The sequence below is a fragment of the Ruegeria sp. CF2 genome (genome assembly GCF_056537385.1).
Map to the genome: position 1 here is coordinate 92,753 of NZ_JBQFRL010000004.1, position 11,913 is coordinate 104,665.

Genomic DNA, 11,913 nt, shown 5'->3' on the forward strand with positions numbered 1-11,913 from the left:
CCACCGACGCTGTCCTAGCGATAGCCCGGTGCGAGAAAGTTGCAGCCGGGCCGATCCTTCTTGGGGCCGCCCCATCACCTGAGGACCGCCGGTGAGCCCATTCGTCGTCGCGATCATTCTGTCGGCTGCCATCCTGCACGCCGTCTGGAACGCCATCGTCAAAACCGCGGGCGACCGGACGACGACGCTGGGCCTTGTGGCCTTCGGGCATGTGATCCCAGCCAGCGTCATGATCCTTGTCCTGCCTTTTCCAGGCGGCGACAGCTTTGTCTACATCCTTTTGTCCACCGTGGTGCATTTCGGATATTACTTCATGCTGGGCAAAGCCTATCAGCATGGCGACCTCAGCGTGGTCTACCCGATCGCCCGAGGCATCGTTCCGGCGTTGGTGGCGCTTTGGGCCTATCTGTTGCTGGATGAAGTTCTGCCCCTGCAAGCCTGGATCGGCATCGGCCTGATCGCGGTCGGCATCCAACTCAGCAGTTGGAGTTCGCTCCGGCAAGGCGTCGGCGGCGCGGCGCTGGGGTTTGCGGTGGGTACCGGACTTTGCATCTCGGTTTATTCGGTTGTGGACGGCATCGGGGTGCGGCTGTCTGGAAACACGCTCAGCTACTGGGCTTGGGGGGCGTTTCTGCACCTGTTCATCGCCGGCTTCGTGGGCCTGCGACGGCGGCAGGTTCTGACACAGCTTCCGGCGCGCACCTGGGTGATCGGCATCCTGGGCGGTTTCGTGTCGATGTTGGCTTATGGGCTGGTGCTCTATGCCAAGAATTTCGCGCCGCTGGGGGCGGTCTCGGCGTTGCGGGAAACCTCGGTGATTTTTGCGGCCCTGATCGGGTTCGTATTCCTGCACGAAGGCTATTGGGTGCGCAGGCTGGGGGCCGCTATCCTGATGGCGGGGGGCGTGGCGCTGGTTGGACTTTCGGGCTGAGCCGGTCCGTCAAGTGCCGTAACGCGCCATGAACATGTCAACGGCGTTGGTGGCCACTTCGTCGATTTCCTCGTCCGAGAACCGGGTTTGGATCCCCAAAGCCGCCAGCGTCCACAGGCGCACCTTGCACAATTCCGAGAACTGTTCGGCGGCAAAATGCACGTCGTCAATCGCCAGCTCACCTTTGGCCACGGCTTTTTCCAGATACTCGGCCATCTGGCGCTGACCGTTGGCGGGGCCGGCTTCGTAGAACGCTTTGCCCAGTTCCGGGAACCTGTCACGCTCGGCCACGCAGATGCGGAACACCTGCTGCGCAAAATCCGAAACCAGAAACCGGGTCAGATGCGTGGCGGTGATCATCAACGCCTCGCGCACTGGCTTGGTTTCGTCGATCATGGACAACACGTTTTCCGCCATGCGGCAGCACTCGGTCTGCGCCACCTCGGAAAACAGAAGTCGTTTGTCCGGGAAATAGCTGTAGAGCGTTGCCTTCGACACACCCGCCGCGCGCGCGATGTCATCGACGCTGGCGCCTTCGAACCCATCCGCCATGAAAACCTCTCGGGCGCCGTTCAGAACCTGGTCGAATTTCCGTCCGGTACGCACGATGGTTGCGGCTTGGGTCATGGTGTCTCCTTGGCTGAGTGCTGCGTCAAATCTATAAACCAGTCAGTTCAGTTTCAACGGTTTTCAATTCGGCTTGAAAGTTCCGTTACGCGGCGTAGATTAGAATAATTCTAAAACGAGGGTGGCAATGCGGTTTTTCACTCAGCGCAAACACTTCAGAGATCTGACCGAGCAGGAAGTCATCGCGCTTGCGATTTCGTCCGAGGAAGACGACGCACGGATCTATAGGTCATATGCCGAAATGCTGCGCCCCGACTATCCGGCGACGGCCAAAATCTTCGATGGCATGGCTGCCGAGGAAGACGAGCACCGCCGTCGCCTGATCGCTCTGCACGAGGATCGGTTCGGCCCGGTGATCCCTCTGATCCGGCGCGAGCATGTCGCCGGTTACTACGCCCGCCGTCCGATCTGGCTGGTCGAGAATCTCGGAATCGAGCGAATCCGCGAAGAAGCCGAGATGATGGAGCGCGACGCGGAGCGCTTCTATCTGGCGGCTGCCGGTCGCACGACCGATGCAGCAACACGCAAACTTCTGGGCGACCTGGCTGCGGCCGAAGCAGGGCATCAAGCCGCGGCCGCCGAATTGGAAGAAGCTCACCTGGATCACGATGAAAAAGAAGCCGAAAAGGTGATTTCACACCGGCAATTCATCCTGACCTGGGTCCAGCCGGGATTGGCCGGGCTCATGGACGGGTCGGTGTCGACCTTGGCGCCGATCTTCGCGACGGCCTTTGCCACGCACGACCCTTGGACGACCTTTCTTGTGGGCCTTGCAGCGTCAGTGGGCGCAGGTATTTCCATGGGCTTCACCGAAGCGGCATCGGACGATGGCGAGTTGTCGGGCCGTGGATCACCGGTCAAGCGGGGTTTGGCGTCCGGCGTGATGACCACGGTCGGCGGATTGGGCCATGCCCTGCCCTATTTGATCCCGGAATTCTGGACGGCCACGATCATTGCATTCATCGTGGTGTTTTTCGAATTGTGGGCGATCGCGTGGATTCAGAACCGCTATATGGAAACTCCGTTCTTCCGTGCCGCTTTTCAGGTCGTTTTGGGCGGAGCGCTGGTGCTGGCAGCCGGGATATTGATCGGCAGCGGGTGATGACCCTGCTTGCGATGTGGTAATTCTATGTTACCAATCTGCGCATGGTCGATATCTTTCTGCGCACCCTGCCCTTCTTTGCGATCATCGGCCTGGGATACTGGGCCGGGCGCAGCCGGTTCTTCACCGAAGACGCCACGGCCTATCTGACCAAGTTCGTGTTCTATTTCGCGTTGTCGGCGATGCTGTTCCGATTTGCCGCCACGCTGCCCTTTGCCGAGATCTTCAACGCGCGGCTGATGCTGGGCTATCTGATCGGCACGGCGGGCGTATACGCGCTGGCCACGTTGGTCGCCTATCTGCGCGGGCTCGACATCCCCACCGCCGCGGTAGAGGCGCAATGCGCCGCCATCGGAAATGTGGGCTTTCTGGGTCTGCCAATGTTGGCCCTGCTGTTTTCCGAAGCCGCAATCGGGCCGGTCATGCTGGTTCTGACGGTCGATCTGGTGGTGTTTTCCTCTCTGATCGTGATCCTGATCAACGGCGGGCGGGATGGAAAGCTGACAGTTGGGACGCTGCGGCTCATCGGAGTCGGGCTGCTGAAAAACCCCATGATCGTCTCGATCTCGGCCGGGTTGATCTGGTCGGCCCTGCAGATGCCGGTGCCTGACCCGCTGAACGATTTTCTGACCATTCTGGGCGGCGCCGCCACTCCGGGCGCGCTGTTCGCCATCGGCGCCTCGCTGGCCAGCAAATCGGCCGAGCGGGTTCAGATCGCGCTGTGGCTCAGCTTTTGCAAACTGGCCGTGCACCCGACCTGTGTGGCCGTGGTGCTGCTGTGGCTGCTGCCGACTGATCCTTTTGCCGCGGCGGTGGCGATCTCCGCCGCCGCCCTGCCAGTGGCCGGCAATGTCTATATGCTGGCGGCCCACTATGGGGTGGCGCCGCACCGGGCATCTGCCGCCATTCTGCTGTCGACCATTGTCAGCATTCTGACCGTGCCGGTGGTCATCGCGTGGGTTGCCGCATTCTGACGCGGCGACTTCAAAATGCGTGCGAACATTGGTGCCCGGACTTTACGCCGGGGCCTTCGCCCGTTAGCCATGGCACGAACCCAACGTAAGGATGATGCCAGATGGAAACCCTTTCCGAAAACGCCTGTTTCGGTGGCGTGCAGGGCGTGTACCGCCACGCCTCGGCGGCGTGCCAGTGCGACATGACCTTTGGCCTGTTCCTGCCGGCCGAGGCCAAGGACGGTCCGGTTCCGGTCCTGTGGTATCTGTCGGGCCTGACCTGCACCCATGAAAACGCGATGGTCAAAGCGGGCGCGCAGGGCTGGGCCGCCGAACAAGGCATCGCACTGGTCTTCCCCGACACCTCGCCGCGCGGCGAAGGGGTCGCCGATCATGAGGATTACGACCTGGGCCAGGGCGCCGGGTTCTACGTCAACGCCACGCAATCGCCGTGGGCGCCGCATTTCAACATGTGGGACTATGTGGCTGACGAGCTGCCCGCGCTGCTGGTTGAAAACTTCGCCATCGACGGCGACCGGCAGGCCATCACCGGCCATTCGATGGGCGGCCACGGGGCGCTGACGCTGGCGATGAACCTGCCGAGCCGGTTCCGCTCGGTCTCGGCCTTTGCGCCGATCTCGAACCCCACGGCCAGCGACTGGGGCCGCAAGCAGCTGAGTGCCTATCTGGGCGATGACCCGGCCGCCTGGGCCAAACATGACGCGACTCTGATGATGGAGGAAAAGGGCTTTGACGGCCCGATCCTGATCGACACCGGCACCAACGACCAGTTCATCGACCTGCTGCGCCCCGAGGCTCTGGCCAAGGCCATCGCCGAACGCCGCCAGCAGGCCACGAACCGGTTGCAGCCCGGCTATGACCATTCCTACTTTTTCGTGTCCACCTTCATGGAGGACCACGTCACCTTCCACGCCGAAGCCCTGTACGGAGACTGAGGGATGAGCAAATACGACTATGACCTGATCATCATCGGCTCGGGTCCATCGGGCCGCGCGGCGGCGATTCAGGCGGGCAAGCTGAAACGCAAGGTTCTGGTAGTTGACCGCCGTGACCGGTTGGGCGGCGTGTCGGTGCACACGGGCACGATCCCGTCGAAGACCCTGCGCGAAACGGTGCTGAACCTGTCTGGCTGGCGCGAGCGCAGCTTTTACGGCCGTTCGTACCGGGTCAAGGACCAGATCCGCGCCGAGGACCTCAAGGCCCGGCTGCACATGACGCTGGACTATGAGGTTGACGTGCTGGAACACCAGTTCAACCGCAACCACGTTGAAACCATGGACGGCGTAGCCCGTTTCGTGGGCCCGCACGAGATCGAGGTCACTGCCGATGCGGGCGACACCACCCGCCTGACGGCCGCGAAATTCCTGATCTCGACCGGGACGAAAACCTATCGCCCCGATTACGTGCCCTTTAACGGCAAGACCATCGTCGATGGCGACGAGTTCCTGGAAATGGCCGAGATTCCGCGTTCGCTCTGCGTGATCGGCGCGGGCGTGATCGGGGTCGAGTATGCCACGATGTTCTCGGCGCTGGATGTGCGGGTGACGCTGATCGAACCGCGCGAGACCTTCCTGGATTTCATCGACAAGACCCTGATCCAGGAATTCACACACCAGATCCGCGAAAACGGGGTGGACCTGCGGCTGGGCTCGGCCGTGGAAAAGATCGAGGACGCCGGCAAGCATGTCGAGATCACCATGTCAAACGGCCGCCATGTTCGGGCCGAGATGCTGCTGTTCGCGGCGGGCCGCATGGGCAACACCTCGGCGCTGAATCTGGGTGCGGTTGGGATCGAAACCGACCACCGCAACCGCATTTCGGTGGACCGCAAGACCTATCAGACCTCGGTGCCGCATATCTATGCCACCGGCGACGTGATCGGGCATCCATCGCTGGCCTCGACGTCGATGCAGCAGGGCCGCGTGGCCGCCTGCCACGCGCTCGAGACCCCCACCCTGCCCGAAAGCCCTTGGTTCCCTTATGGCATCTACTCGGTGCCCGAAATCTCGACCTGCGGCATGTCCGAGGAAGAGCTGCAGGAACGTGGCATTCCCTACGAGGTGGGCGTGGCCCGGTTCCGCGAGACCTCGCGCGGGCATATCATGGGGCTCGAGCACGGAATGCTGAAGATGCTGTTCTCGCTGAAAACCCGCCGAGTGCTGGGGGTTCAGATCGTCGGCGAAGGCGCGACCGAGCTGATCCACATCGCCCAGGCGGTGCTGAACCTGAAGGGCACGGTGGACTATTTCGTGCAGAACACCTTCAACTATCCGACCCTGGCCGAGGCCTACAAGATCGCCGGGCTCGACGCCTTCAACCGGATGCCGATCCCGGACGAGTTCAAGGTGCGCAAGTCCGAAGCGCCCGAGCCAGCGAAGTTGGCGCCCAAGAAGGCCAAGCAGGCGTGACGACCCTGTATGTCGATGGCGACGCCTGCCCGGTGAAGGCCGAGGCCGAACGCGTCGCCACGCGGCACAAGGTGCCGATGGTGGTGGTCGCAAATGACGGGCTGCGCCCCTCGGCCAACCCGCTGGTTCAGATCGTGACCGTTGCGCAAGGCGCGGACGAGGCTGACAAGTGGATCGCCGAGCGGTGTGGCTCGGGCGACATCGTCATCACCTCGGACATCCCGTTGGCCGCCAAATGCGTCGAGGCCGGCGCGCGGGTGCTGCGCCCCAACGGCGAGGCCTTCACCGCCGCAAATATCGGCCAGCAACTTGCGATGCGCGATCTGATGGCGGATCTGCGCGCCGCCAATCCGCTGGGTGCCGGGGGCGGTGGCAAACCGTTTTCCAAGGCCGACCGATCGCGGTTTCTGGACGCGCTCGAGCGCGAGATGCGCGCCGCCTTGCGCGGCTGAGATTGGCCTTGCATCTCGCCCGGCGGGTTGGTTCAGTCAGCCCCGAACGCAACACAAGCGAACAGGAAACCCCATGCCCGTAGAAGCGGTCGTTTTTGACATCGGCAACGTTCTGATCGAATGGCAGCCCGAGCGGTATTATGACCGCGTGATCGGCGAGGACCGGCGCCGCGAGATGTTCTCGACCGTCGACCTGCACGGCATGAATGACTTGGTCGATCAGGGGCATCACTTCACCGACACGATCTATGCCTGGGCCGAGAAATACCCCGAATGGCGCAATGAGATCCGCATGTGGCACGACAATTGGATCGAACTGGCCGCGCCCGAGATTCCGCATTCGGTCCGGCTGCAGCGCGCGCTTCGGGCCAAGGGTGTGCCGGTCTTTGCGCTGACCAATTTCGGGGTGCAGAATTTCGACTATGCCACAACCGTCTATCCGTTCCTGAACGAGTTTGACCGGCATTATGTCTCGGGGCGGATGAAAATGGTGAAACCGCATGAGCCGATCTACCAGATGGTCGAACAGGATTGCGGCCTGCTACCCGAGAAGCTGCTGTTCACTGACGACCGGATCGACAACATCGAAACCGCCCGTGCGCGTGGATGGCAGACCCACCATTTCGACGGCCCGCAGGGCTGGGCCGAAAGGCTGGTGGCCGAAGGTCTGCTCTCCCCGGACGAGGCCGCCTGATCCTAGGCGGCAGCGGGCTGCGCGGGGCGATTCTCGCGGATTGGGAGGTGCACGATCGCGCTGAAGGCGCCGATGGCCACGCCGATCCACCAGACAACGGTGTAATCGCCATAAAGGTCATACATGCGGCCGCCTAGCCAGATGCCCAGGAAACTGCCAACCTGATGGCTGAAGAATATGATGCCATACAGCGTGCCCATGTAGCGCAAGCCGTAAAGATGCGCGACGAGGCCCGAGGTCAACGGGATCGTCGCCAGCCACAGTGACCCCATGACCAGCGAGAACAGGATCACGGTCAGAGGCGTGATGGGAAACAGGATGAACGCCGCGGCCGCGATCGTGCGCCCGGTGTAGACCGCCGCCAGAAGGTATTTCTTGGGGAAGTGATTGCCCGCCCATCCGGCCAGAAGGGTGCCTCCGATATTGGCGAGCCCAATCAGCGAGATCGCCAGCGCACCCAAAGCAGACGTTGTGGTGATGCCCATCGCATGCAGGACACCGCCGGGTTGGATCGGGCCGCACATCTCGGTCACGAAGGCCGGGAAATGCGCGGTGACGAAGCCCAGTTGATAGCCGCAGCTGAAAAAACCCAAGAATATCAGCGCATAGGACGGGTCGCGGAAGGCCCGGCCCAGGATCTGGCCCATGCTTTCTTCCAATTCGGCCTTGCTGACCTGCGCGGGTGCGCGCATGAAGGGCAGTGTCAGCACAAGGGCCAGAATGGCAATGGCGAAGATGATGAACACCTGCTGCCACGGCAGAAAGGTCAGCATCCATTCAGCCGTCGGCGCACCGATCACCTGCCCGAAGCTGCCCGCTGCCGTTACGATCGCCAGCGACATCGAGCGGTTCTGATCCGTCGAGGCCCGCCCGACCACCGCCAGCACGACGCCAAAGCCCGTGCCTGCGATACCGAAGCCCACCAGCCAGGCATAAAGCTGATGCCCGAAGGGCGTAACGGACCAAGCCGACAGTACCATCCCCGCCGCATAGGTCAGCGCACCAAGAATGATCGCCCGCCGGTCGCCCATCTTTTCGGCGATGGCGGCAAAGATCGGCTGGCCGATGCCCCAGGCCAAGTTCTGGATCGCGATGGCCAGCGAGAAATCAGTGCGCAGCCAGCCGAACTCCTCGGCGATCGGAATCTGGAACACGCCGAACGAGGCGCGCACGGCGAAGCTGACCGTGATGATCACGCATCCGACGATCAGCACCGGGTTGAGCAGACGGGCGGTTGGGGTCATGGGGCCTCCGGTTTCAGCCCGCCGACAGTATCCGCTTGGGCCTGCTCGTCAATTCAGGAGTTTTGCGGTCACGATTAACCAAAATTGATGCGTGCCGGAGGATGCCTTCTTTTCAACGGCGCGGGCGGGCGCTATGGCTCGGGCCATGACCGACATGATCTCGTTGTACGAGGCCCGCGTTGCCGATGGCACCCTGAACCGCGACGACGCGCAAGAGGCCGTTCTGCCCCAGTTCGAGCGTATCCGGGCGGCTCTGGCCGCGCCGGTGAAACGCGGGCTGTTCCGCAAGGCTCCGACTCCTCCCAAGGGCTTGTACCTGTGGGGCGGCGTGGGGCGTGGCAAGTCCATGTTGATGGACATGTTCGTGGAAACGCTAGGCGAAGTTCCGGCCCGGCGCGTCCACTTCCATGCCTTCATGCAGGAAATCCACGCCGGCATGCATGAGGCGCGCGAAACCGGCGTGCAGGATGCACTGGCGCCGGTGGCGGCCTCGGTCGTGAAATCCGTGCGCCTGCTGGCCTTTGACGAGATGCAGATCACCGACATCACCGACGCGATGATCGTCGGACGGCTGTTCGACATGCTGCATGCGGGTGGCGTCGTCGTTGTGACTACCTCCAACCGGCATCCCGACGATCTGTACAAGGATGGCCTGAACCGACAGCTATTCCTGCCCTTCATCCACCACATCAAGCAACAACTCGAGGTGTGGGAGCTGACCTCGCCCACGGATTACCGGCAGAACCGGCTCGAGGGCTCGCCGGTCTATTTCACACCCATCGGACGCGAGGCACGAGAGAAGATCCGGGCCGTTTGGGCCGACTTGTCAGGTGGGCCGGCCGAACCCCTGACCCTGCACGTCAAGGGGCGCGAGGTGGTGTTGCCCGCGTTTCGCAATGGTGTGGCACGGGCCTCGTTCTACGATCTGTGCGGCCGGATGCTGGGGCCGGGGGACTATCTGGCAATTGCTGATGCGGTAAGAGTGCTAGTGCTCGAGGACATACCGCGCCTGTCGCGCAACAACTTCAACGAGGCGAAGCGGTTCGTCACGTTGATCGATGCGCTGTACGAGGCGAAGGTGCGGTTGATCTGTTCAGCGGCCGCCGAGCCCGAGATGCTGTATGTCGAGGGGGAAGGTGTTTTCGAGTTCGAGCGCACAGCCTCGCGCCTGCGGGAGATGCAGGCACTGGACTGGGGACAATAGCGAACGTTGCCTCCGGCGTAGCTGTGACTCAATGAATGGTCAGCCGTTTTCGCGCAGGATGTTGCCCGCGAGGTAGAGCGAGCCGCAGATCAGCACGCGCGCCTGTGGGTTGGCTTTGATGATGGTGTCGAGGGCTTGGGACACATTGCTGGCGGTCGTCGCGGGCAGGTTCACCGATTTGGCGGCGGCGGCGGTTTCTTCGGCGCTCAGCGTGTTGGTCTCGCCCGGGATGGAAACGGCGGTCAGGCTGGCAGCTTCCTGTGCCAGTGGGGAGAGGTAGCCGGTTACATCCTTGGTATTGAGCATGCCGCAAATCAGGTGTGTGGGTCGCGGGGGCAGCTTGGCCAAGACGTCCGCCAGCGCGACACCGGCGGCGGCGTTGTGGCCGCCGTCCAGCCAGAGTTCGGCCTGGGGCGCCTGTTCGACCAGCGGGCCGGTTTTCAGGCGCTGCATCCGGGCGGGCCATTCGGCGCGGGTGACAGCGGCCTCGTAGGCCTCGTCGCCGAGGTCGAGGTGGCGCAGGACCGCCAGTGCGGCGCCGGCGTTCTGGACTTGGTGCGCGCCCAGCAGGTTCGGCAGCGGCAGGTCGCGCAGGCCGTTTTCGTCCTGATAGATCAGGCTGCCATGTTCCTCGTGGACGTGCCAGTGCTGTCCGTGGGCCAGCAAGGGTGCGCCGAGGCGGGCGGCGGTGGCCTCGATGACCTCCATCGCCTCGTCCGGCTGCGGGCCGACGATGCAGGGCACGCCGCGCTTGATGATGCCGGCCTTTTCGGCGGCGATCTTGGCCAGCGTGTTGCCGAGGAACTGTTCGTGGTCGATCGAGATCGGGGTGATGACCGTGACCGCGGGCTTTGCGATTACGTTCGTGGCGTCGAGTCGTCCGCCAAGTCCGACTTCGAGCAATGTGTAGTCGGCAGGTACACGGGAGAAAGCCAGCAAGGCTGCGCAGGTGGTGATCTCGAAATAGGTGATGTTCTCGCCGCCATTGGCGGTGTAGCACTCATCCAGAACGGCGGTCAGGTCGGGTTCCGAGATCAGCTTGCCCGCCAGGCGGATGCGCTCGTGAAAGCGTGCCAGATGCGGCGAGGTGTAGGCATGGGCCGTCAGCCCGGCCCCTTCCAGCCCGGCACGGATCATCGCCTGGGTCGAGCCCTTGCCGTTGGTGCCGGCGATGTGGATCACCGGCGGCAGCTTGTCCTGCGGATTACCCAAAGCTTCGAGCAGACGCCAGACACGGTCCAAGGTCAGGTCGATGATCTTGGGGTGCAGCGCCATCATCCGGTCGAGGATGACGTCGGATGTGGGCGCGGTCATTTCTTGGGCTGGTCTTCGGCAGGCTTGGCCTGCGCGTCAGGCTGTTCGGCTTCGCCTTCTTTCGGGGCGGGCAGATCGCCTTTGATCGCCGGGGGCAGACCCATCAGCATCCGGGTGATCGTGATCAACTCGTCCCGCAGCTCGGTCCGTTTGGTGACGCGGTCCAGCATACCGTGATCCAGCAGGTATTCGGCGCGCTGGAAGCCGTCGGGCAGTTTCTCACGGATCGTCTGTTCTATCACGCGGGGGCCGGCGAAACAGATCAGGGCGTTTGGCTCGGCAATATGCACGTCGCCGAGCATCGCGTAGGAGGCGGTGACCCCGCCGGTGGTGGGATGGGTCAGAACGACGATATAAGGCAGGCCGGCCTCTTTCAGCATCTCCACCGCGACCGTGGTGCGCGGCATCTGCATCAGGCTGAGGATGCCTTCCTGCATTCGGGCGCCGCCGGCGGCGGAGAACAGGATCAGCGGGCGCTTGAGCTTTACCGCCTCTTGCGCGGCGGCGATGATGGCGTTGCCGACATACATGCCCATCGAACCGCCCATGAACGAGAAGTCCTGCGCCGCGGCCACGATGGGGGTGCGGCCGATCTCGCCGGTGGCGACCAGCATCGCCTCTTTCTCGCCGGTCTTTTTCTGGGCCGCCTTCATCCGGTCGGGGTATTTCTTCTGATCGCGGAATTGCAGCGGATCTTCCTTGGGCGCAGGCACTGCGACTTCGGTGAAAATACCGCCGTCGAACAGGTGCTTGAACCGCTCGCGCGGGGTGATCAGCATGTGGTGTCCGCACTGGGTACAAACGTTCTGGTTGTCCGCCAGTTCACGGTGGAACAGCATCGTTCCGCACTCGTCGCATTTGTGCCAGAGATTCTCGGGCACCTCACGGCGGGAGAAGATCGAGTTGATCCGGGGGCGGACGTAGTTTGTGATCCAGTTCATGTCGGAACCTTGCTGATGCGGG

The 11,913-nt window shown here is 62.9% G+C and carries 12 protein-coding genes; 8 read left to right on the forward strand and 4 right to left on the reverse strand.

All coding sequences use genetic code 11. The features are described from left to right. The first annotated feature begins 91 nt into the window (after positions 1–91). On the forward strand, positions 92–931 hold the full coding sequence (locus ACR0IR_RS16080; protein WP_170365818.1) for an EamA family transporter: 840 nt from the start codon (positions 92–94) through the stop codon (positions 929–931). A gap of 9 nt (positions 932–940) precedes the next feature. Here the strand turns inward: ACR0IR_RS16080 and ACR0IR_RS16085 are convergent, their stop codons facing one another. After that, entirely contained in the window at positions 941–1,558 is a 618-nt protein-coding gene (locus ACR0IR_RS16085; RefSeq protein WP_170365819.1) for a TetR/AcrR family transcriptional regulator, read from the reverse strand. Between the two features lie 127 nt (positions 1,559–1,685). Between ACR0IR_RS16085 and mbfA the strand changes: the two genes are divergently transcribed. From mbfA to ACR0IR_RS16115, 6 genes are all read left to right on the forward strand, one after another. After that, positions 1,686–2,660, forward strand: a complete 975-nt coding sequence (gene mbfA / locus ACR0IR_RS16090; RefSeq protein ID WP_170365821.1) for an iron exporter MbfA — start codon at positions 1,686–1,688, stop codon at positions 2,658–2,660. Between the two features lie 44 nt (positions 2,661–2,704). Next, positions 2,705–3,634: an AEC family transporter gene (locus tag ACR0IR_RS16095; RefSeq protein ID WP_170365823.1), complete on the forward strand. Its 930-nt coding sequence runs from the start codon at positions 2,705–2,707 to the stop codon at positions 3,632–3,634. Between the two features lie 101 nt (positions 3,635–3,735). After that, positions 3,736–4,569 (forward strand): S-formylglutathione hydrolase, encoded by an 834-nt coding sequence (gene fghA, locus ACR0IR_RS16100; protein WP_170365825.1) that lies wholly within the window; start codon positions 3,736–3,738, stop codon positions 4,567–4,569. A gap of 3 nt (positions 4,570–4,572) precedes the next feature. After that, complete coding sequence (sthA, locus tag ACR0IR_RS16105; protein ID WP_170341526.1) at positions 4,573–6,042, forward strand: Si-specific NAD(P)(+) transhydrogenase; 1,470 nt, start codon at positions 4,573–4,575, stop codon at positions 6,040–6,042. Then, positions 6,039–6,494 (forward strand): YaiI/YqxD family protein, encoded by a 456-nt coding sequence (locus tag ACR0IR_RS16110; protein WP_170365827.1) that lies wholly within the window; start codon positions 6,039–6,041, stop codon positions 6,492–6,494. The genes sthA and ACR0IR_RS16110 overlap by 4 nt, the downstream gene beginning before the upstream one ends. Positions 6,495–6,567: 73 nt before the next feature. Beyond that, the gene (locus ACR0IR_RS16115; RefSeq protein ID WP_170365828.1) at positions 6,568–7,188 is read left to right on the forward strand and encodes an HAD family hydrolase; all 621 of its coding nucleotides are present in this window, start codon (positions 6,568–6,570) and stop codon (positions 7,186–7,188) included. A gap of 2 nt (positions 7,189–7,190) precedes the next feature. On the opposite strand, the gene ACR0IR_RS16120 is transcribed toward ACR0IR_RS16115, so the two are convergent. Next, entirely contained in the window at positions 7,191–8,432 is a 1,242-nt protein-coding gene (locus ACR0IR_RS16120) for an MFS transporter (protein ID WP_170365830.1), read from the reverse strand. 145 nt (positions 8,433–8,577) lie between these two features. On the opposite strand from ACR0IR_RS16120, the gene zapE reads away from it, so the two are divergent. Then, positions 8,578–9,636: a cell division protein ZapE gene (gene zapE, locus ACR0IR_RS16125; protein WP_170365832.1), complete on the forward strand. Its 1,059-nt coding sequence runs from the start codon at positions 8,578–8,580 to the stop codon at positions 9,634–9,636. 39 nt (positions 9,637–9,675) lie between these two features. Here zapE and ACR0IR_RS16130 read toward each other — a convergent pair whose 3' ends face one another. Together ACR0IR_RS16130 and accD are read right to left on the reverse strand one after the other, a co-directional pair. Then, positions 9,676–10,950 (reverse strand): bifunctional folylpolyglutamate synthase/dihydrofolate synthase, encoded by a 1,275-nt coding sequence (locus ACR0IR_RS16130; protein ID WP_170365834.1) that lies wholly within the window; start codon positions 10,948–10,950, stop codon positions 9,676–9,678. After that, on the reverse strand, positions 10,947–11,891 hold the full coding sequence (gene accD, locus ACR0IR_RS16135; protein ID WP_170365836.1) for an acetyl-CoA carboxylase, carboxyltransferase subunit beta: 945 nt from the start codon (positions 11,889–11,891) through the stop codon (positions 10,947–10,949). Before accD ends, ACR0IR_RS16130 begins: the two co-directional genes overlap by 4 nt. Between the last annotated feature and the right edge of the window lie 22 nt (positions 11,892–11,913).

Coding starts and splice junctions, on each gene's coding strand:
- ACR0IR_RS16085 (WP_170365819.1), bottom strand. CDS start 1,558: ATGACCCAAGCCGCAACCATCGTGCGTACCGGACGGAAATTCGACCAG.
- mbfA (WP_170365821.1), top strand. CDS start 1,686: ATGCGGTTTTTCACTCAGCGCAAACACTTCAGAGATCTGACCGAGCAG.
- ACR0IR_RS16095 (WP_170365823.1), top strand. CDS start 2,705: ATGGTCGATATCTTTCTGCGCACCCTGCCCTTCTTTGCGATCATCGGC.
- fghA (WP_170365825.1), top strand. CDS start 3,736: ATGGAAACCCTTTCCGAAAACGCCTGTTTCGGTGGCGTGCAGGGCGTG.
- sthA (WP_170341526.1), top strand. CDS start 4,573: ATGAGCAAATACGACTATGACCTGATCATCATCGGCTCGGGTCCATCG.
- ACR0IR_RS16115 (WP_170365828.1), top strand. CDS start 6,568: ATGCCCGTAGAAGCGGTCGTTTTTGACATCGGCAACGTTCTGATCGAA.
- ACR0IR_RS16120 (WP_170365830.1), bottom strand. CDS start 8,432: ATGACCCCAACCGCCCGTCTGCTCAACCCGGTGCTGATCGTCGGATGC.
- zapE (WP_170365832.1), top strand. CDS start 8,578: ATGACCGACATGATCTCGTTGTACGAGGCCCGCGTTGCCGATGGCACC.
- ACR0IR_RS16130 (WP_170365834.1), bottom strand. CDS start 10,950: ATGACCGCGCCCACATCCGACGTCATCCTCGACCGGATGATGGCGCTG.
- accD (WP_170365836.1), bottom strand. CDS start 11,891: ATGAACTGGATCACAAACTACGTCCGCCCCCGGATCAACTCGATCTTC.